This is a genomic window from Bacillus sp. MD-5 (genome assembly GCF_002201875.1).
GTDB classification, from domain to species: domain Bacteria; phylum Bacillota; class Bacilli; order Bacillales; family Bacillaceae; genus Bacillus; species Bacillus stercoris.
Window position 1 is genome coordinate 3,208,233 of sequence record NZ_CP021911.1, and the last position, 19,045, is coordinate 3,227,277.

A 19,045-nucleotide genomic window follows, 5' to 3' on the forward strand; every position below is an offset into this window, starting at 1 on the left:
TATATACTTCTGTTGATAACGCTTTTAAAGGGGAGAAGAAAAGTGGATACGATCAAGGTTGGAATATTAGGATACGGATTGTCCGGTTCTGTTTTTCACGGGCCGCTGCTGGCTGTTCTAAATGAGTATCACATCAGCAAAATCATGACATCACGGACGGAAGAAGTGAAACGGGATTTTCCTGATGCTGAAGTTGTGCATGAGCTTGAGGAAATCACAAATGACCCCTCCATTGAGCTCGTCATTGTCACCACACCGAGCGGCCTTCATTACGAGCATGCTATGGCGTGCATACAAGCGGGAAAACACGTCGTGTTGGAAAAACCGATGACAGCGACGGCCGCAGAAGGGGAGAAATTAAAGAAAGCCGCTGATGAAAAAGGCGTATTGTTAAGCGTATATCATAATCGGCGCTGGGATAACGACTTTTTAACGATTAAAAAGCTGATCTCTGAGGGATCTCTTGAAGATATCAATACATATCAAGTCTCCTATGACCGGTACAGACCTGAGATTCAGGCGCGGTGGCGGGAAAAAGAAGGCGTTGCCACTGGCACGCTGTATGATCTCGGCTCCCACATTATAGACCAGACCCTGCATTTGTTTGGGATGCCTAAAGCCGTGACTGCAAACGTAATGGCTCAGCGGGAAAATGCCGAAACGGTTGACTATTTTCATTTAATCCTGGATTACGGCAAGCTTCAAGCCATTCTATACGGAGGATCAATTGTTCCGGCAAACGGTCCCCGTTATCAAATCCATGGAAAAAGTTCCAGCTTTATCAAATACGGAATCGACGGGCAGGAAGATGCACTCAGAGCGGGAAGAAAACCAGAGGGTGACAGCTGGGGTGCGGACGATCCGGAGTTTTACGGACAGCTTACAACCGTTCATGGCTCCGATAAAAAAACAGAAACCGTTCCATCAGTAAATGGCTCCTATCTCACTTATTACCGAAAAATAGCGGAAAGCATACGAGAAGGTGCTACGTTGCCAGTCACTGCTGAGGAAGGTATTGATGTCATCCGCATCATTGAAGCCGCGATGAAAAGCAGTAAAGAGAAACGAACCATTATGCTGGAGCAGTAAAACAAAAGCCTCCCCAAATAAGGGGAGGCTTTTTCATTAGAATGTTTTTCCTGCTTCTTTCGCACGCTTAATCGCGTCTTCTTTGATTTGCTGTGCTTTATCAGGCTCCGCATTATGTCCCTCTACGAAAATGCCATCGAATGATGGTACCCCGAAGAAGTTCATCATGATGCCGATGTAGCGGTGCCCCATTTCCATCTCAGCCGCAGGGCCTTCTGAATAGTAGCCGCCGCGCGCTTGGATATGAATTGCTTTTTTATCAGTCAACAAGCCAATAGGGCCTTGTTCTGTGTATTTGAATGATTTTCCTGCAACAGCAACAGAATCGAGATACGCTTTCATCACTGGCGGGAATGAGAAGTTCCATAAAGGAGTAACAAATACATACTTATCAGCTGATGCAAATTGATCGCTAAGCTCTCCCAAACGGCCTACTTTCGCTTTTTCGCTTTCAGAAAGCTCTTCAAAGCCTGTACCTGACTGAAGCTTTCCCCATCCGCTAAATACATCTGCGTCAATGTGCGGGATGTTTTCTTTGTACAAATCGATATGTACAACTTCATCATTTGGATTCGCTTCTTTGTAAGATTCGATAAATGCTTTACCTGTTGCCATACTGTACGAAGTTGCTTCGTCATGCGGATGAGCAGTGATATATAATACTTTTGCCATTTTTACCAGCCCTTTCGTTTTTAAAAATCACACATCAATTATTATCATACAGATGCATAATGATTATTCTATCTCTCTTAGACTTTATTATAGAGACAAAGAAATTTACTTTCAAGTAAAACATCTCGAATTAAAGATTATTTAACTTTCCAAACAGCTTTCTTTTCAAAAGCTGTTCTCAAGCCGGAATACAGCGCGGACAGTTCTTTACTGATTCGAGGATAATGAGGGACATGCGGCACTTGAATATCCGCCGGCATCCTTTTCACTATAAAGGATTGCTCAGCCTGTTCAAAAAACGCCCGCAGCTGGTTGATCTCTTCATCAGAAAACGGAGCAGGCGGACGGCGGTGAGCTTGGGCCGAAAGCAAATAGTACCCTAAGTGCTGAGCACCGGAAATGGCAGGCCAGAGCGCCTCCGCATTCGCATGAGGAAACTCTCCAAGGGCCTTGTCATACGCATCCCGAAGCCTGACAAGACTCACCCTTAACTTGTGTTCGTCGGCATTCTGCCCGGTTAACAGTTTCTCCATAAACTGCCCTTCCAGCCGGATGACGTTCCTCATCAGTTCAGGCAGTCGCTTCGTTGAAAACCGCCGCCACAAAAGCATTGTTCCCAATAGCCCGATCACGCTGCCGACAGCTACGTCCGTCAGCCTCGCTAGCATAAAATAACCGGTGTCCGCGCCGCCATGCATACTTTCTGTGATAACAAGCGCATTTGCGGTTAAAAAGGGAACAGCCAGCGCATAATTGCGGACGATCAGCATCTCAAGAAGACATTGCAGCGCTGCAATACAAAACGCAATATAAACACCGCCCGGCTTAAAAAACAGGATTGCGCCTGCCAGCATAACACCGATCACCGTTCCGACCGAACGCTGAATAGCCCTGTGAAGCGTAAAAACAACAGTAGTGCCAAGCATGACCGCTGCTGCCGAAAGCGGAATCCAATAGGAGCGTGCAAAGCCGAATGCGAGGGCAAACATATCGGCGGCAAACAGAACAATTCCGTACTTTAACGCTCTAATTAAAACTGGAGACTTCCAGTCAAAAGCATTTCTCAAAAAGTAAAAAGAGGATGGCAGGCGGCTCGGTTCCCCATCAAGCTGCTTTTCCAAACGTCCTGAAGCGATATGCAAAACCTCGTTGATTTCTTCAAACAGCTTTCGCTTTGGCTCAGATTCATTTTCATTAATCTGAAACGTATTGAAAATCCGTGCATGTGCAAGCATATCTCCGGTTTGACGAAGTGCCTTTTCAATCTGCGCGGTCTCTCCATCCGGCGTTTCAGCTGAAAAATGAATAATGGCAAGGAATATGTCGTCAGCTTTTTCAAGCAGGCGGAAAAACCGTTCATCATGCCACGATTTTTTCCGTCCGTTCCCTTTACCCAGAACGGTTTGGCGGGCTGTTCTGAGCATGAGCACCGTCTGATGCTGCGCATGATGAAAACCTGGCGTTCCGACGGCTGAAAGACATGCAGCCAGCTGATCATATGTTTTTTGCAGCACCGCTCCCTCCGGTCCATGCTTGTTCCATAACCAGCCGATTAGCGTGATGCCCATGGCGAAAATGCCTCCGAGAAACGTCAGTCCCGCTCTGAACAACGCTTGTGAAGGATCGGCCGGAAGACCGGAACTGACTAAAAAGGCAAGGACAAAAAACATCGGCGCAGGGCCTTGAATGCCGAGCGCGCTAAAAATAAACATTGCCGCTGCACCGACCATCCCCAAAACAGCCGCCATCATCCAAAGCGTCCCGGACAAAAGCGTCCCTAAACAAAATGAGAGGGCGATCCCAATAGAAACCAAGAGCAGCTTCAAGGCGCGCTTTTTGTAAGATTCACCGCCAGCATATAAATAAACAAAGCCTCCGATACTTGCAGTTAGTCCGTAATCCGTGTGACCCGCTAATGCGCCGACCAGCACAGGAAACCCTGAAGCGAAACCTGATCCGATAGCCTTTTTCCAAGGAAATGGATTCGCATGAATGCGAAAGGCATCCTTCACGATAGGCATGATTCTTTGATTGTTCTCAGCAGTTTTGTTCATTTGACAAAATCCTTTTCAATGAATATATAGAACTCTTCCCATTTCTTCGCTTTAGTATGCCCAAAAACACGGTTAGCTCCTCAATTGGTGTGCCCGATAAAAAACAGAGACTTAAACCGTCTCTGCTTGCATGACATCAGTTTATTCGCAATATCATAAAAGCGGCACCTGTCAGGACTGCTTCGTCCTTCTGCTTTCCTTTAAGAGCAGGTGGATAAAAAATAAAGGGTAAATCAATAGATACCCATTAAACAGCCACCACACAAGATCAAAGTCCCTGCTGAATGTCCAGAATGATATCGCCTGCAGGCCTGAACAACAGGTCAGCACAAGAGAAATCAGCGCCATCAGCTTCCACTCAGCACGATTCACCCGCTGTAAGTACAAGCTGTACAACCCTGTCACAGAGATCAGGATATCCAGAGGAAAAAAAGACCAGTTCCAGGCGATCATAAACGGATGGTCATGATGTTTAAAGGCCCAGTTTTCCGGTATGAGCGAAAACCCGGCTGACAGCCAGTACAAGATAAAGCCAATATCAGTCACGAGAAAAAAGAGCTTCATATATCTCATTTGTACTGCCCGCTTTTATGTACCGGCTCAGACACCCCAGCCTGCTCGATCAGGTTTAAAGACACAACACCGGCAATAATCAATCCAATTGAAATGACTTTCATGACACTAACATGTTCTTGAAAAAACAAAAAACCAACCACTGTAATCAGGACGATTCCCATCCCTGACCATACAGCATATGCAACAGATACGTCTATTGATTTTAGCGTAAGCGTCAGAAAGAAAAGACTCCCTCCATAAAAGAAAATCAACAGCACACTGGGAATAAGTTTTGTAAAACCGGACGATAGCTTCATGCTGACCGTTCCCGCAACCTCAAACAAAATCGCCAAGCATAGAAACACCCAATTCACGTTGCATCAGCCTCCTCATCAGCTGTTATACCGTTAAACAAAACATCTACAATTGATTCAAGAACCTCTCCTGTCGTGAACTGATGTTTCAGCGGATATTCAGGGTCATACACTTGGTTGATGCTCCCTATATACATGTGAACAAACAGGTCCGGATTGATGTTTCTGATTCTCTTTTGCTGTTTGCACTCGTTTAATAATGCTAGGACGATCGCCCATTCTTCCTTAATAAACGTGTCTAATGTAAGCCATGCGTCATAATGGTATTTCTTTAGTTCATTTAATAATCCCATGTTCAGCAGTTCCATCCCCTGCGGAAGGCTGATCAGCATTTTTTTCACCTTTTCGAGCACATTTAAACGTTCATTTTCATAGATGTCTCTTTCCATTTGCTTCATTTCAGCTATAAATTGTTCGACAACCGCCTCAACAAGCTGATCTTTAGATGAATAATATGCATAGAGCGTCCGCTTGCTTGTTCCCAGCGCTGCCGCCAAATCATTCATCGTAAATGAAAATCCTTTCTGTTTAATTAGCCGGATGGTTTCCGCCAGAATTCTTTTATCCATATCAATCCCCCGCTTTCGGTACTACAAAAACTGTTTAAGTACCAAAATTATACGACAGCAATTTATGGAAATCAACAATATATAAAAAAACCTCTCCAATTGGGAGAGGTTTAAAAGACACTGCGGACCAAACCGCCGTCCGCCCGAAGCGCTGCACCATTGATTGCGGAGGAAAGCGGGCTGCTTAAAAATGTCACGAAGTGGGCGATTTCTTCCGGACGGATCAGTCTTTGAATAATAGATGTCGGCCGGTTTTCTTTCATAAAACGCGCCTCAGCTTCTTGAACAGTCAGGTTTTCATCAGGATACAGCGAGTTCAGCATGGTTTCCACACCCTCTGTTAAGGTAGAGCCCGGCATGACGGTGTTGACTGTGACATTCGTGCCGGTTGCCAGCTCCGCCAAACTGCGGGAAATGGACAGCTGCATTGTTTTCGTCGCACTGTAATGGGCCATCTCCTGTGACGGCATAATCGCCGCTTCACTGGCAATGAAAATCACACGTCCTTCTTTTTTCTCGATCATGTTATGCAAATACTTGCGTGTCAGCCTTACACCGCTCATAATATTCACTTCAAAAAAACGAAACCATTCATCATCCGGAATATCAAAATACTCCGCCGGTTCAAAAATCCCTAAATTGTTGACCAAAATATCAACGTGCGGATATGCCTGAAACAGCTCATTGCAGCCTTCTTCTTTTCCCAAATCAAATGCAGCCGGATACAGGACCGCTTCAGCATGTTGTGTTTTCAATTCATCTATCGTCTGATTCACTTTCTCTTCCCGGCGTCCGTTAATAATCACTGCCGCCCCTTCTTCAGCTAATGAAGAGGCAATAGCTTTTCCGATCCCCGATGTCGAGCCGGTAACCAGTGCGGTTTTTCCTTGTAAATTCAGCTTCATTCTTCATCCCTCCGTTTTTGATTCCTCTTATTTATTAACAGGAATCTGATTGGTGAAACATCTGCTCTGCAAACAGTATGAAACAGCTGGGATTGAAATGGAAGTACGCACTTTTTGGTGCCTGTGATTTGGAGAAAAAATAAAGCAGAACCTCTTGAGAGGTTCTGCTTTATTGTCAGTATGTATGGAGACGGTGGGAGTCGAACCCACGTCCAGAAACATCGATTACTTAAGCGTCTACGAGCGTAGCCTGCATATTTATGGTTTCACTCATCTTCTTGCCTGCGGGCGGGCCTTCCGAGAGCTAGTCTGTTCATCTCTTCTTACGTTCTCAGACGGGAACGCAAGCGTAGCCTACTTAGATGTGCTCTTCACAGACACATAGGCAATGTCAGGAAGAGCTCGCTGCGCTTATTAGGCAGCTAATGCTACGTTTTGGTTAAAACTGTTAGTTTTGCCAGTTATATTTAAGTGCGTGTTTACGAGATCGCCTCTCGGCTCGCAGCTCAAGCTCGATCCATCCCTGTCGAATCCGTAACGTCCCCTTGGTATAAGGGAAATACGGGAGAAAATATCAAGCTCTCACTCAAACTGGCTATAGTCTTATTATAACATGATCACGGCTCTTTTCAATTGTCAAATCCTTCAAATGAATATCGTTGTGATCTGATCGTGAACACAGTATAGCACAGGCCTGATTTTCGAATCAAGCACTATGCCTTTAGAAGCCTTTTTGACTGTCTCTGAATGCTCTTTCGATTTCCCGCTTCGCGTCCTTGCGCTTCAGGTCTTCCCGTTTGTCATAGTTCTTCTTTCCTTTTCCAAGGCCGAGAAGCACTTTGGCAAAGCCATTTTTCAAATACAGCTTTAGCGGAACGAGAGAATAGCCTTTTTCCTTTGTTAACCCGATCAGCTTGTTAATCTCCTTACGGTGCATTAACAGCTTTCTCGTACGGAGCGGATCGTGGTTATAGCGGTTTCCCTGCTCATATGGGCTGACGTGCATATTGTGGAGAAACACTTCTCCCCGTTCGATTTTGGCGAAGGAATCCTTAAGGTTTACGCGGCCGGCGCGAATCGATTTGATTTCGGTTCCTTGCAGAACGATGCCTGTTTCATAGGTTTCTTCTATAAAATAATCGTGGTTGGCTTTCTTATTTTGAGATAATACTTTTCCTGACCCTTTTGGCATGCCAGAACCTCCTCTCTCTAAGGAAAAACTGTCCACCTTTTGCGATACGCTCTATTTTACCAAATGTCACGTACCGCTACAATGAAAAGCTGTTTCCGAAAGAAAGCAAATAGAGCGCTGCGGCCCTATTTGCTGGTTGAGCTGTTATTTCTTCTTTTTCCGTTTCTGTTTCGGCGCATTTTGGAAGCCGCGTTTTTTCTTTTTCTTCTTCGGCTTAGTGAACCATTCTCCTTTTTCCTCAGACGGCGCTGGAGAAACAGGTGTATTGGTGCTTTGAACGCGTTTTCTGGCAGGCTTTCCGCGTTTTCTGCTCCGGCTGCTGTCCAATTCTCTCGGACGGCGTGGAGAGCCCTTCATGCCGACGATTTCAAAGTCGATATTGCGCTCATCCTTATTGACATCGACAACCTTGACTGTGATTTCATCCCCGATGCGGAAGACGTTTCCTGTCCGCTCGCCGATCATTGCGAAATGCTGTTCGTCAAAACGGTAGTAGTCATCTGTCATAAAGCTGACGTGTACGAGTCCTTCGATTGTATTCGGCAGCTCGACGAACATGCCGAAGTTTGTCACAGAGCTGATCATGCCGTCAAACTCTTCACCGATTTTATCAAGCATGTATTCCGCTTTTTTCAGATCATCCGTCTCACGCTCGGCGTCAACTGCACGGCGCTCCATAGATGATGTATGTTCAGCGATATCCGGCAGGCGTTCAGCCCACTTTTCCTGTGTCGCTTCATCGACTTTGCCGTTGATCAAATACGTACGGATTAGACGGTGAACGATTAAGTCCGGGTAACGGCGGATCGGCGATGTGAAATGCGTATAGAATTCCGTTGACAGACCGAAGTGCCCCAAGCTTTGCGGGTCGTATTTCGCCTGTTTCATCGAACGGAGCATAACAGTAGATATAACCGTTTCCTCAGGTCTGTCACGCACAGCGTCCAGAATGCTTTGCAGGGCGCGCGGGTGAATATTTCCCGCCGTTCCTTTCACCACATAGCCAAATGTCGTCACAAACTCTAAAAACTTTTGCAGCTTTTCAGCATTCGGCTCTTCGTGAATCCGGTATATAAACGGGACGTTCATCCAATGGAAATGCTCCGCTACTGTTTCATTTGCCACAAGCATAAATTCTTCAATGAGCTTCTCGGCGACAGAGCGTTCTCTGATCACAACGTCTTTAACCGCTCCTTCGTCATCGACAAGCACCTTTGCTTCTTTGAAATCAAAGTCAACGGCGCCGCGGTCCATCCGCTTATCGCGAAGAATTTGAGCCAGGCGCTCCATGTCTTTGAACATCGGAACAAGAGGCTCGTATTTTTGTTTCAGCTCTTCATCATCGTCAACAAGAATTTTATTCACATCTGAATATGTCATTCTTTCCGTTGTTTTGATGACACTTTGGAAGATCTCGTGCTCTGTCACCTGTCCCTGACTGTTAATGGTCATTTCACAAGAAAGCGTCAGGCGGTCAACCTTTGGATTTAAGGAGCAGATGCCGTTTGACAATCTGTGCGGAATCATCGGGATGACACGGTCAACCAAATACACACTCGTCCCTCTTTCAAGCGCTTCTTTGTCAATCGGTGAGTTTTCGGTTACGTAATGGCTGACATCAGCAATATGAACGCCAAGCTTGTAGCTTCCATCGTCCAGCTTCGTCACGGTAACTGCATCATCCAAATCCTTCGCGTCCGCCCCATCAATGGTGACAATCACCTGGTCACGGAGATCACGGCGGTCTTTCAGATCTTTTTCATCAATTGTGTCAGGCGTACTAGATGCCTGCTCCATCGCATCAGCTGGAAATTCTCCCGGCAGGCCATGCTTATGAATGACCGATAAAATATCAATGCCCGGATCATTTTTGTGGCCGAGAATGGTTTCAATCTCACCCTCAGCGTTCATGCGGCCTTCAGGATAGCTCGTCAGCTTGACAACAACCTTATGCCCTTCCGCAGCTCCATTTTTCCCGTTTTTCGGAATGAAGATGTCACTCGTGATTTTTTTGTCGTCCGGAATGACAAAGCCGAAGTTTCTCGTTTCTGTATACGTGCCGACAACCCGCTGAATCGCTCTTTCTAAAATCCGTATAACGGTTCCTTCCTGCCTAGAGCCGCTTGACTGTGAATTCAGGCGAACCATGACGATATCGCCGTTCATTGCCGTATTCAGCTCATTAGGCGGAATAAACACATCGCTTAACGACGTATCCTCAGGCAGCAAAAAGGCGAATCCTTTCGCATGCGCTGAAATCTTTCCTTTTATTAAATTCATCTTCTCCGGAATGCCGTAGCGGTCGCTTCTCGTCCGTACGATAAGCCCTTTTTCTTCCAAGGTGACTAACGCTTTGACGAGCTCTTTAAACTCCTCGGCTTCCGTAATTTTTAACATCTCCTCTAGTTCCTGAACAGTCAAAGGCTTATATGCCTCTTCCTTCATAAACGAGAGAAGCTTTTCCATAAATGCTTCTTTTTCCATTATCCGACCTCCTGTTGATTACCAATCGAGCTTCTCTAAAAATTCATACACATCCTGATGGACGAGGTCACGTTCTTTGTCGAGTGTAATGACATGGCCTGATTCCTCGTACCATTTCAGCTGTTTATCATCAGTTTCCACTTCGTTGTAAATAATATTGGCGCTTTCGGTATTAATCATGTGATCATGACGGGCCTGCACCACAAATGTCGGTGAATAAATCATATCGACATTGTTCCGCACATCAGCAATTAAGTCTTGCAGCGCCTTGAGGGTATTCATCGGCGTTTTTTCAAATTCTTTCATTTCCTCTTCAATTTGCTCAGGGCTTTTCCCCTCAAACTTTTTGTAATTGCGAGCGTATGAAAGAACACCCTGATACATGACCTCTTCACTCTTAATATGCATCGGTGCGCACATTGGGACAATTCCCTTTATGGGTACAGTGTAACCCAATTTCAGCGAAAAAACCCCGCCAAGCGACAGTCCGCAGGCAGCAATGCTCTCATAGCCTTCAGATTTTAAGTATTCATAGCCATCCATTACGTTTTTCCACCAGTCTTCAGGCCCCGTATGTACAAGTTCTTCAGGCGGGACGCCATGTCCTTCATATTGAGGCGCGTGGCACGTATAGCCCCGTTCATTCAAATATCTTCCCAGCATCCTTACATCCGCTGTATTTCCTGTAAAGCCATGCAGCAAAAGCACCGCTTTGTCTCCGCCTTTAAATGTAAATGGTTTTGGTGTCACAACTTTCATGCTCATGTCTCCCTTTCTATCTGCACGATCATTATAGTTTTCCACAGTTTAATCAGAAAAAAACGTTATGAATATCAGCCAGAAACGTGAAAAAGGCCTGACTTCACATCAGACCTTATACAAACATTGCCCTATAGGATATAAGCAAGCGCAATCGTTAACACGAAAAACAAGACTGCCAGCACTACCGTAATGCGGTGCAAAATTAAATCAAGACCTCTTGCTTTTTGTTTCCCGAAGAGCTGCTCCGCTCCGCCTGAAATCGCACCAGATAATCCGGCGCTTTTACTGGATTGAAGCAAAACGACAATAATAAGTGCAATGCTGACGATAACCAATAAGGTAATCAAAACTGCGTGCATCCCTTACACCTCCAGACTCACTGGCTACATTACTTCTATTTTACATGAAAAGGGTTGGCATGTCACGCTGTATCAGACGCCAAAAGGCCGGATAAGACGTTTTGTCTTGGTTATCCTATTCATATGAAAAGGTCAAAGGAGAAAAGCGATGCCGCTTATCAGCATAGCCAACAGGAAACATCTTTTTTATGAAGAATATGGACAGGGAATCCCTATCATTTTTATCCACCCGCCGGGCATGGGACGCAAGGTTTTTTATTATCAACGCCTTCTTTCAGAGCATTTCAGGGTGATTTTTCCCGATTTAAGCGGGCACGGTGACAGTGAACACACGGGTGAACCCGCTTCTATTTCCTATTATGCGAACGAAATCATACAATTCATGGACGCTTTGTACATTGATAAAGCTGTGTTTTTCGGGTATTCCGCCGGGGGCTTAATCGCGCAGCACATCGGCTTCATCCGCCCGGACAAAGTGTCACACCTGATTCTGTCCGGCGCCTACCCCGCTGTTCATAATGTAATTGGCCAGAAGCTGCACAAACTGGGAATGTATCTGCTTGAAAAAAACCCCGGTTTGCTCATGAGAATCCTCGCTGGGAGCCACACAAAAGACAGACAGCTTCGCAGCATATTAACAGGCCATATGAAAAAAGCAGACCAGGATCAGTGGCATCAGTATTATCTGGATTCGCTAGCCTACAACTGCATTGAACAGCTGCCCCGGCTAAACATGCCAATGCTTTTTATGTATGGCGGCCTGCGGGACTGGACCTTTACAAACGCAGGCTATTACCGAAGGGCTTGCAGCCATGCCGAATTTTTCAGATTGGAATATCAGGGACATCAGTTGCCGACAAAACAATGGAAAACATGCAATGAACTGGTGACAGGGTTTGTGCTGACACATCATTCAAGATAGAAAACGCTTGGATCTTCTTGCGTTTTTTCTCTTTTATTGACTTTTGTCAACAAAATCATAGTAAAAAAGATCCTCAAATTTCAAATTAAAGTAGTGAAGCATTTTACCGATCACAAGCTGCCCCGGCCTCCTTTCACCATTCAGCACACGGCTCAGTGTGGCGGGTGAGACTCCGATTTCCAGCGCAAGCTGATTAAGGGAATAATCGTTATTAACCATATACTGCAAGACATAATCACGTCTAATCTGTATCTTTTCTACTGGCACTTTCCTCACCTTCCATTCCTGAAAAAACTTTTTTCTATAGTTTTACATTACGGCTTATGTTAACTTTTGTCAATACATTTCCAGTCTACCTATTCCCTTTAGTCAATAAACATACTAAAATATGAGTAACAGTGAGGGACGGGGTGAGACATATGGAAAGCTTTGGCGAACAATTGCGGGCATTGCGCGAGGAGAGAAAGTTAACGGTCAACCAGCTGGCGACTTATTCAGGCGTAAGCGCGGCCGGCATCTCCAGAATCGAAAACGGAAAACGGGGCGTTCCCAAACCCGCCACCATCAAAAAACTGGCGGAGGCCTTAAAAATTCCTTATGAGGGGCTTATGTACAAGGCTGGTTACATCGAAGAAGTTCATGAAGCCAAGGCTCCTTATGAAACGAAGTGCAAGCTGCTCGAAAAAGCGGAGGCCTATGACCTGAAAAACCTTGCGCTTCTTGAGAACGAAAAATGGCAATATCTCAATAAAGAAGATTTGCTCATGCTCGATCATTATTTTTCGTTTATTTCAGACGAAGCCAAAAAACGGTCTGCTGATGACTGACTATTGATAGAAATGAGAGGCGATAGACCATGTCACCGTTCGGACAGCAATTACGGGAGCTGCGCCGCGCCCGCAAACTGACAGTGAATCAGCTTGCGGTGTACTCAGGCATCAGCTCGGCCACCATTTCAAAAATTGAAAACGGCAAACGCGGGACGCCAAAACCCGCCACGATCAAAAAACTGGCGTCCGTCCTGAAGGTGCCGTACGAAGACCTAATGGCCGCCGCAGGCCATATTCAGGCCTTTCCTAAAGAAATCCGCGAAGCATCTGAAAGCTATCAGTCCGTTTATGACATTTATCAGACGGCTGTCACGCGCGGAGCGGAGCACCTCCCGATTTTCAATAGCCGAAAATGGGAACATCTTTCAAAGCAGGATATTGAAAATCTCAGCAAATACTTCGATTTTTTATCTTCGGAAGCAAAAAAACGCGCTTCTTCCTCATAATCCCCTATTCCTCTTTCTGCATTTCATCAATCACGCTTGCATACCTTCCCTCGTTATTTGCGTTATAATAGTGACAGACGAGGTGAAAAGTATGAACCAATCAGAAATGTGTCCTAGATTTGAAAAAGCAGTCGACATCTTAAGTAAACGCTGGGTCGCTTTAATCGTATTTCAGCTCTTGAACGGGTCGCAGCGATTTAGCGAAATTGAAGCAGCACTTCCAAATCTAAGCGGCAGAGTTCTGTCAGAACGGCTGAAAGAACTTGAGCTTGAAGGAGTAGTAAAGCGGGATGTCATCCCTGAAACTCCTGTTCGCATCGAATATTCATTGACCGATAAAGGAAAGGCGCTAGCCCCCATTTTAGGTGAGATTTCTAAATGGGCGACTGAATGGATTGACCCTTCCTTTCTTGACTAATTGCTAAAACGGTTCTGATCTCAAAGACGAGAAAAAGAACCGTTTTTTATTTTTTTATTTTCCAGGTGAAAAAAAGATATCTCAGCCGATATATAGTACATCCACACATTACGTTTTTAAAGGAGACCACTATATGCGACTGACGATTTCCCGCAAATTCAGCCTGGTATTTTTGACACTGATCCTGATCAATTTACTTGTAGGCGGAATAGGCGTTCTTAATATGCAGCATATCATTCAAAAAACAGATGAAATCAACACAAAATGGATTGACGGCATCAAAGGAATCACTTCAATTAATTATGTAACCGAGCACCTGTCTTCTAAAGAAAAGGACTTTCTGATTTATACAGACAAAAGCAAGATGGATACACTTGATCAAGAAATGAATCAAATCATGGAAGACATTAACCAAAAGCTTGATAGCTATAAAAAAACAATCTCCACTGATAAAGAGCAGAAACTGTTCGAGCAGCTTCAAACTGAAGTGAACACCTATATCGATATTCATGCGCAAATAATCGAGAGCGGCCGCACAAATGACATGGACAAAGCAAGAGGTTTATTGGTTCAAACTGAGGCCAGCTTTGAGGATATGAAAAAAACAATCACTCAGCTTGTTGACTACAATAAAGAAGGCAGCAACACAGCAGTAAAAGAAACGAAGGCCGTCTATCAAAAAGGGCTCATTTATACTGCTCTGCTTGTGGCAGCTTCGATCATCGTCAGCATTTTCATCTGGCTTTATATCGCGCGAAACATTGTAAAGCCTATCATTCGCATGAAGGAGTCTGCCAATCATATTGCCGAGGGAGACCTGTCGAACGACATGGAGCCGCTCAACTCAAAAGACGAGCTGGGCGACCTGAATGAAGCGCTGCAAAAAATGGTAGGGAATCTGAGAGATATTGTCGGATATTCTAAAGACATCTCAAGCCGGGTTCTTTCTTCTTCACAGGTGCTTGCTACCGCAACGAATGAAACAAGATCCGGCAGCAAACATATTACTGAAACGATGAACGAAATGGCTGAGGGCTCTGAACAGCAGGCCCAAGACGCTGTAACGATTGCCGAATCGATGAATGAGTTTACCGAAAGCATTGATAAAGCCTATAATCACGGCATTACAATCAGCGATACGTCTCAAAACGTTCTCGAACTCGCGGTAAGCGGAAACGAAAATATGGATACGTCATTACAGCAAATGAAAACCATCCACCATATCGTTCAAGAAGCCGTGCATAAAGTGAGATCACTTGAACAACATTCTCAGGATATCAACAAGCTCGTTCAGGTCATCAACGGGATTGCCGAGCAAACGAATTTGCTGTCCCTTAACGCCGCGATTGAAGCTGCCCGCGCAGGAGAAAGCGGCAAAGGCTTCGCCGTTGTGGCTGATGAAGTCAGAAAGCTGGCTGACGGCGTTTCTGATTCCGTGCAGGACATTACCCGGATTGTAAATGGGACACAGCAGGAAATCCACTCCGTTATTAAGTACTTGGAAAGCAGCTTTACAGAAGTCGAAAAAGGAACGGAAAACCTGACAGACACCGGACAGGCTATGCAGCATATCAAACAATCTGTCACTCATGTTGCAGACAGCATTAAGGAAGTTACGGATGGCCTGAAGCAGTTAACAAACCAATCGATTACCATCAATCAATCGATTGAAAATATCGCTTCTGTATCCGAAGAGTCGGCCGCCGGCATTGAAGAAACATTTTCAATTACCGAGCAATCCGCCCATTCGATGGATCAAGTGCTTCAAAATGCTGAGGAGTTGGAGCGGCTGGCGAAGGAGCTTAATGCAAAGATGGATCAGTTTATAATTTAAATAGAAAAAAGAGGCTGGACTCCAGCCTCTTTTTCTATTCTATGCAGCTGATTGAACGTGTTTGGCTCTTGTTCTTTTTTTCTTCACCGGACTTAATGCCCGCTCCAGCCAGGCCATGAGCAAATCGGCTGCCACCGCCATCACCGCAGTCGGTATCGCCCCGGCTAGAATAATCGCAGTTCCATTTGTCGCGTTTGATCCGCGGACAATCATGTCCCCAAGGCCTCCTGCGCCGACAAATGTGCCGATTGCTGTAATCCCAATGGCAATGACGAGAGCCGTGCGAAGGCCCGCCATGATGACAGAAAGCGCGAGCGGGAGCTCAACCATTCTGAGCACTTGGAATTTCGTCATGCCCATTGCTTTTCCCGATTCTAGGTAGGCATGCTCAATGCTGACAATCCCTGTGTACGTGTTTCGGATAATCGGAAGCAGGGAATACAGAAATAATGATACAATTACGGTATTTGCGCCGAGCCCCATAACAAGCATCAAGACGGCCAGCATAGCGAGCGCGGGGATTGTTTGAATAACGTTTGTTACGGCGAACACCCAAGCTGACAAACGGCGAAAATGCGCGATGAGGATTCCGGCCGGGACCCCGACGACAGCGGCAAACAAAACGCCGTAAGCCGACATGAGAAAGTGGCGGCCAAATTCACCCATGACGTAGCTGCCATTCTGCGCGTAATACGTCATTAACTGTTCAAGCACGTTCATTGACCCCTTCCCCCTTTCACGATTCGAAGTAGTGATGTTTTTCTAAATATTCCTTGGCAACGACAGACGGTTCCTTTAGATTGCCGTCGACTTCATAGTTAAGCGCCTGCATCGTGGCTGTGTCGATTTTTCCGATCATTTTCTTGATGATGCCTTCAAGCTCAGGATGTTCTTTGAGCACCTTTTCCGGAATAACCGGAGAGCAATCGTACGGCGGGAAAAATTGTTTATCGTCCTTCAGTATTTTGAGACCATAGGACTTGATTCTTCCATCGGTTGAATACGCAAGCACAATGTCCATTTTTCCGCTTTTCACCGCATCGTACACAAGGCCGATCTGCATTGGATACGTGCCGCCGAATGTCATGCCGTAGGTTTTCGTAAAATCCTGATAGCCGTTTCCTTTGAGCTTCATCCAATAGTTATCGACGCCAAGCTTTAATTGCGGCGCCTGTTTTTTTACGTCTGATACGGTTTCTAAATGATATTGATCTGCCAGCTTTTTGCTGACCGTAAAGACGTACGTATTATCAAACCCGTAGGAGTCATACCATTTTAAATCGTATCTTTTTTTAAACTCCCGCTGAGTAAGCGCCAGCGCTTTGTCCGGGTCTTTTTCCGGTTGCATTCTCAACGTTCCTGTCAGCGCGTCTCCCGTATATCTTGTGGCTGCAATGTCGATTTCCCCGTTCATTAAAGCCTGCTGCTGCACCGCGTTGGAGCCAAGATTTTTAATTGTTGTTGTTTTGAGATCAGTATGGTGTTCGATCAACTGGCCAAGCATGCTGGCGATGATTTCTGATTCGCTCATGCTTTGCGCGCCGATTTTAATGGTCTGGTCTGGAGCGGCGCTGAGACCAGGAAGCGAACAGCCGCTCAACGTCAATGTTGCCGCAAGTGCTAAACCAATCATTAATGTAAGATATTTTCTTTTCATAAGCCGCCTCCTTATGACACTTCCTTCAACCTTTGCATGCCGGCAGGTGTCAGTTTTCGTTCAGCCACTGCCAGCACATAATCAATCACAATCGCCAATATTGTGACGGGAACCGCGCCCCCGATGATATATTCCGGCTGATATAAATTTAGTCCGATAAAAATGTAATCACCCAATCCGCCGCCTCCAATAAAAGAAGCAAGCGTGGCCCAGCCGATTAAGTAAATCGTCGATGTTCTAATTCCCGCCATGATCACTGGCGCGGCAAGCGGCAGCTCCACCAAGCGGACTTGTTCAGCCGGCGTCATTCCGATGCCTTTGCCAGACTCGAGCAAATTTTTGTTGACGCCGCGAATGCCGGTATACGTGTTGCGAAGTATCGGCAATACGGAATAGAAAAACAAAGCCACAATGGCTGGAACCTTCCCTACACCAAGGAGCGGGATAAAAAAGGCAAGGATAGCCAGACTCGGCAGCGTCTGAATGATATTCACAATGCCGATAATGGTGCCGGCTCCTTTTTTCATTCTGGTCAGCATAATGCCGAGGGGGACGGCAACCAGCACGCCTAAGATAACAGCAATGAGCGATATCGTAATATGCTCGTATGTTTTATAAAAAAGCTCGCCTCCGTTGGTTTGCAAAAATTGAACAATATGATGCATGACTTATCCCCTCCCTATGACAATACCGCGAGCTGCTTTTCTTCTCCCCAGAGGGAGTCATACACGATATCGACCAGACTTGCTCTCGTCACAATTCCGATTAAACGTCGGTTTTCATCCACAACAGGGACATATTTGACACCCCGTTTTAAAATTTTGCGGACCGTGTCGCGCAGCAATGTGCCTCCCAATACTGTGTATAGATCTTCATGTAAAACCTCTCCTACGAGATTGGCCTTTTTCCGGCATTGATCAATGATTTCAACATCGACATAACCTTGCAGAACGTGGTCGTCATCGACGACAAGCAATGAATCGACCCGTTCCTGCCTCATCAGCTGAATGGCCTCAGAAAGCGTTTTGTCCGCGGTGATCGTTACAGGCTGAGTATTCATAATCTGGTCAACCCGTTCAACATCCGGGCTGGATGACTGAATCAGCCGCTCCTTGCCGATAAATTCCTCAACAAATTCGTCTGCCGGATTTCTCAAAATGTCATCGGGCGTTCCAATTTGAACGATTTCTCCCGCTTTTAAAATCACAATCCGGTCTGCCAGCTTAATCGCTTCATCCATATCGTGGGTAACAAATACGATGGTTTTATGTAAGGTTTTTTGCAGTTTTTTAAATTCTTCCTGAAGGGAATCCCTCGTAATCGGGTCGAGTGCCCCGAACGGTTCATCCATTAAGATAAGCGGCGGCTCCGCGGCAAGTGCCCGTAATACACCAATTCGCTGCTGCTGCCCCCCGCTTAATTCATGAGGGTAACGGTCTAAATATTCTGGCCCCATATCGACCAATTTTAAAAGCTCACGCGCCCGCTCTTTCCGTTGCTGTTCCGGCCATTTCAGCAGTTTTGGGACGAGTGAGATATTCTGCTGAATGGTCATATGGGGAAACAAGCCGATTTGCTGAATCACATAGCCAATTTTGCGCCTGAGCTCTACAGGATCCTGTTCCATAATGTTTTCGCCGTCAATGAAAATCTTCCCGGCGGAAGGCTCAATTAATCGGTTAATCATTTTCATCGTTGTCGTTTTTCCGCAGCCGCTCGGCCCGATAAAACAGATAAATTCGCCTTTTGCAATCTTAAGATTCACGTTGTTCACGGCTTTTTTGCCGCCCTTATATGTTTTCGAGACATTTTCTAATGTCAGCAAACATCGCACCTCCAAAATTAAGTTTATTCAATTTGTTCAGTTTAAATTTAATTTTTCAGACAATTGAATGCTTCCCATTATAGATTAAAGTTTATAAA

The 19,045-nt window shown here is 45.6% G+C and carries 21 protein-coding genes and 1 other RNA gene; 6 read left to right on the plus strand and 16 right to left on the minus strand.

What is annotated here, in order from left to right:
* Window positions 1-12 precede the first annotated feature (12 nt).
* On the plus strand, window positions 13-1,089 hold the full coding sequence (locus tag CDO84_RS16270) for an oxidoreductase (protein WP_040081816.1): 1,077 nt from the start codon (window positions 13-15) through the stop codon (window positions 1,087-1,089).
* A gap of 36 nt (window positions 1,090-1,125) precedes the next feature.
* Here the strand turns inward: CDO84_RS16270 and azoRB are convergent, their stop codons facing one another.
* From azoRB to secG, 11 genes are all read right to left on the minus strand, one after another.
* Entirely contained in the window at window positions 1,126-1,761 is a 636-nt protein-coding gene (azoRB, locus tag CDO84_RS16275) for an FMN-dependent NADH-azoreductase AzoRB (protein WP_040081814.1), read from the minus strand.
* A 137-nt stretch (window positions 1,762-1,898) separates the two neighbouring features.
* Complete coding sequence (locus tag CDO84_RS16280; protein ID WP_040081813.1) at window positions 1,899-3,815, minus strand: FUSC family protein; 1,917 nt, start codon at window positions 3,813-3,815, stop codon at window positions 1,899-1,901.
* A gap of 171 nt (window positions 3,816-3,986) precedes the next feature.
* Window positions 3,987-4,388 carry a YvaD family protein gene (locus tag CDO84_RS16285; protein ID WP_040081811.1) on the minus strand — a complete coding sequence of 134 codons (402 nt, stop codon included), beginning with the start codon at window positions 4,386-4,388 and terminating at the stop codon, window positions 3,987-3,989.
* Entirely contained in the window at window positions 4,385-4,744 is a 360-nt protein-coding gene (locus tag CDO84_RS16290; protein ID WP_014665391.1) for a DMT family transporter, read from the minus strand. Before CDO84_RS16290 ends, CDO84_RS16285 begins: the two co-directional genes overlap by 4 nt.
* Entirely contained in the window at window positions 4,741-5,313 is a 573-nt protein-coding gene (locus CDO84_RS16295) for a TetR/AcrR family transcriptional regulator (RefSeq protein ID WP_040081810.1), read from the minus strand. The genes CDO84_RS16290 and CDO84_RS16295 overlap by 4 nt, the downstream gene beginning before the upstream one ends.
* A gap of 110 nt (window positions 5,314-5,423) precedes the next feature.
* Window positions 5,424-6,218, minus strand: coding sequence for an SDR family NAD(P)-dependent oxidoreductase (locus tag CDO84_RS16300; RefSeq protein WP_040081809.1), 795 nt, complete (start codon window positions 6,216-6,218; stop codon window positions 5,424-5,426).
* Between the two features lie 182 nt (window positions 6,219-6,400).
* Window positions 6,401-6,763, minus strand: a transfer-messenger RNA (tmRNA) gene (gene ssrA, locus CDO84_RS16305).
* Window positions 6,764-6,939: 176 nt separating this feature from the next.
* Window positions 6,940-7,410, minus strand: a complete 471-nt coding sequence (gene smpB, locus CDO84_RS16310) for an SsrA-binding protein (RefSeq protein WP_003220025.1) — start codon at window positions 7,408-7,410, stop codon at window positions 6,940-6,942.
* A 144-nt stretch (window positions 7,411-7,554) separates the two neighbouring features.
* Window positions 7,555-9,894 carry a ribonuclease R gene (gene rnr / locus CDO84_RS16315; RefSeq protein ID WP_040081807.1) on the minus strand — a complete coding sequence of 780 codons (2,340 nt, stop codon included), beginning with the start codon at window positions 9,892-9,894 and terminating at the stop codon, window positions 7,555-7,557.
* 18 nt (window positions 9,895-9,912) lie between these two features.
* Window positions 9,913-10,653: an alpha/beta hydrolase gene (locus tag CDO84_RS16320; protein ID WP_003242610.1), complete on the minus strand. Its 741-nt coding sequence runs from the start codon at window positions 10,651-10,653 to the stop codon at window positions 9,913-9,915.
* Window positions 10,654-10,784: 131 nt separating this feature from the next.
* Window positions 10,785-11,015, minus strand: a complete 231-nt coding sequence (gene secG / locus CDO84_RS16325) for a preprotein translocase subunit SecG (RefSeq protein WP_003220028.1) — start codon at window positions 11,013-11,015, stop codon at window positions 10,785-10,787.
* Between the two features lie 148 nt (window positions 11,016-11,163).
* Between secG and CDO84_RS16330 the strand changes: the two genes are divergently transcribed.
* Window positions 11,164-11,937 carry an alpha/beta fold hydrolase gene (locus tag CDO84_RS16330; protein WP_040081805.1) on the plus strand — a complete coding sequence of 258 codons (774 nt, stop codon included), beginning with the start codon at window positions 11,164-11,166 and terminating at the stop codon, window positions 11,935-11,937.
* 33 nt (window positions 11,938-11,970) lie between these two features.
* Here the strand turns inward: CDO84_RS16330 and CDO84_RS16335 are convergent, their stop codons facing one another.
* Window positions 11,971-12,204, minus strand: coding sequence for a helix-turn-helix domain-containing protein (locus CDO84_RS16335; RefSeq protein ID WP_009968172.1), 234 nt, complete (start codon window positions 12,202-12,204; stop codon window positions 11,971-11,973).
* Between the two features lie 152 nt (window positions 12,205-12,356).
* On the opposite strand from CDO84_RS16335, the gene rghR reads away from it, so the two are divergent.
* The 4 genes from rghR to CDO84_RS16355 all read left to right on the plus strand — a co-directional run bounded on the left by rghR (window position 12,357) and on the right by CDO84_RS16355 (window position 15,465).
* Window positions 12,357-12,764 carry a transcriptional repressor RghR gene (gene rghR / locus CDO84_RS16340; RefSeq protein WP_014665397.1) on the plus strand — a complete coding sequence of 136 codons (408 nt, stop codon included), beginning with the start codon at window positions 12,357-12,359 and terminating at the stop codon, window positions 12,762-12,764.
* Between the two features lie 29 nt (window positions 12,765-12,793).
* On the plus strand, window positions 12,794-13,213 hold the full coding sequence (locus tag CDO84_RS16345) for a helix-turn-helix domain-containing protein (RefSeq protein ID WP_014665398.1): 420 nt from the start codon (window positions 12,794-12,796) through the stop codon (window positions 13,211-13,213).
* A 91-nt stretch (window positions 13,214-13,304) separates the two neighbouring features.
* Entirely contained in the window at window positions 13,305-13,631 is a 327-nt protein-coding gene (gene catR, locus CDO84_RS16350; protein ID WP_003242888.1) for a catDE operon transcriptional regulator CatR, read from the plus strand.
* Between the two features lie 133 nt (window positions 13,632-13,764).
* Window positions 13,765-15,465, plus strand: coding sequence for a methyl-accepting chemotaxis protein (locus CDO84_RS16355; RefSeq protein ID WP_040081802.1), 1,701 nt, complete (start codon window positions 13,765-13,767; stop codon window positions 15,463-15,465).
* Window positions 15,466-15,504: 39 nt separating this feature from the next.
* Here the strand turns inward: CDO84_RS16355 and opuBD are convergent, their stop codons facing one another.
* The 4 genes from opuBD to opuBA are packed head-to-tail and all read right to left on the minus strand — an operon-like array spanning window position 15,505 to window position 18,947.
* The gene (gene opuBD / locus CDO84_RS16360; protein ID WP_040081801.1) at window positions 15,505-16,185 is read right to left on the minus strand and encodes a choline ABC transporter permease OpuBD; all 681 of its coding nucleotides are present in this window, start codon (window positions 16,183-16,185) and stop codon (window positions 15,505-15,507) included.
* Between the two features lie 16 nt (window positions 16,186-16,201).
* A complete protein-coding gene (opuBC, locus tag CDO84_RS16365; RefSeq protein ID WP_040081800.1) occupies window positions 16,202-17,122 on the minus strand; it encodes a choline ABC transporter substrate-binding lipoprotein OpuBC in 921 nt (306 codons plus the stop codon).
* Window positions 17,123-17,133: 11 nt separating this feature from the next.
* Window positions 17,134-17,787, minus strand: a complete 654-nt coding sequence (gene opuBB, locus CDO84_RS16370) for a choline ABC transporter permease OpuBB (protein WP_040081798.1) — start codon at window positions 17,785-17,787, stop codon at window positions 17,134-17,136.
* 14 nt (window positions 17,788-17,801) lie between these two features.
* The gene (gene opuBA, locus CDO84_RS16375; RefSeq protein ID WP_040081797.1) at window positions 17,802-18,947 is read right to left on the minus strand and encodes a choline ABC transporter ATP-binding protein OpuBA; all 1,146 of its coding nucleotides are present in this window, start codon (window positions 18,945-18,947) and stop codon (window positions 17,802-17,804) included.
* Window positions 18,948-19,045: the final 98 nt, after the last annotated feature.

What these genes read in the sequence shown, in the direction of transcription:
- CDO84_RS16285 (WP_040081811.1), bottom strand. Translation starts at nt 4,388, where the DNA reads ATGAGATATATGAAGCTCTTTTTTCTCGTGACTGATATTGGCTTTATC.
- CDO84_RS16320 (WP_003242610.1), bottom strand. Translation starts at nt 10,653, where the DNA reads ATGAAAGTTGTGACACCAAAACCATTTACATTTAAAGGCGGAGACAAA.
- rghR (WP_014665397.1), top strand. Translation starts at nt 12,357, where the DNA reads ATGGAAAGCTTTGGCGAACAATTGCGGGCATTGCGCGAGGAGAGAAAG.
- azoRB (WP_040081814.1), bottom strand. Translation starts at nt 1,761, where the DNA reads ATGGCAAAAGTATTATATATCACTGCTCATCCGCATGACGAAGCAACT.
- CDO84_RS16330 (WP_040081805.1), top strand. Translation starts at nt 11,164, where the DNA reads ATGCCGCTTATCAGCATAGCCAACAGGAAACATCTTTTTTATGAAGAA.
- smpB (WP_003220025.1), bottom strand. Translation starts at nt 7,410, where the DNA reads ATGCCAAAAGGGTCAGGAAAAGTATTATCTCAAAATAAGAAAGCCAAC.
- opuBC (WP_040081800.1), bottom strand. Translation starts at nt 17,122, where the DNA reads ATGAAAAGAAAATATCTTACATTAATGATTGGTTTAGCACTTGCGGCA.
- rnr (WP_040081807.1), bottom strand. Translation starts at nt 9,894, where the DNA reads ATGGAAAAAGAAGCATTTATGGAAAAGCTTCTCTCGTTTATGAAGGAA.
- CDO84_RS16300 (WP_040081809.1), bottom strand. Translation starts at nt 6,218, where the DNA reads ATGAAGCTGAATTTACAAGGAAAAACCGCACTGGTTACCGGCTCGACA.
- opuBB (WP_040081798.1), bottom strand. Translation starts at nt 17,787, where the DNA reads ATGCATCATATTGTTCAATTTTTGCAAACCAACGGAGGCGAGCTTTTT.
- catR (WP_003242888.1), top strand. Translation starts at nt 13,305, where the DNA reads ATGAACCAATCAGAAATGTGTCCTAGATTTGAAAAAGCAGTCGACATC.
- CDO84_RS16355 (WP_040081802.1), top strand. Translation starts at nt 13,765, where the DNA reads ATGCGACTGACGATTTCCCGCAAATTCAGCCTGGTATTTTTGACACTG.
- secG (WP_003220028.1), bottom strand. Translation starts at nt 11,015, where the DNA reads ATGCACGCAGTTTTGATTACCTTATTGGTTATCGTCAGCATTGCACTT.
- opuBD (WP_040081801.1), bottom strand. Translation starts at nt 16,185, where the DNA reads ATGAACGTGCTTGAACAGTTAATGACGTATTACGCGCAGAATGGCAGC.
- CDO84_RS16345 (WP_014665398.1), top strand. Translation starts at nt 12,794, where the DNA reads ATGTCACCGTTCGGACAGCAATTACGGGAGCTGCGCCGCGCCCGCAAA.
- CDO84_RS16295 (WP_040081810.1), bottom strand. Translation starts at nt 5,313, where the DNA reads ATGGATAAAAGAATTCTGGCGGAAACCATCCGGCTAATTAAACAGAAA.
- CDO84_RS16280 (WP_040081813.1), bottom strand. Translation starts at nt 3,815, where the DNA reads ATGAACAAAACTGCTGAGAACAATCAAAGAATCATGCCTATCGTGAAG.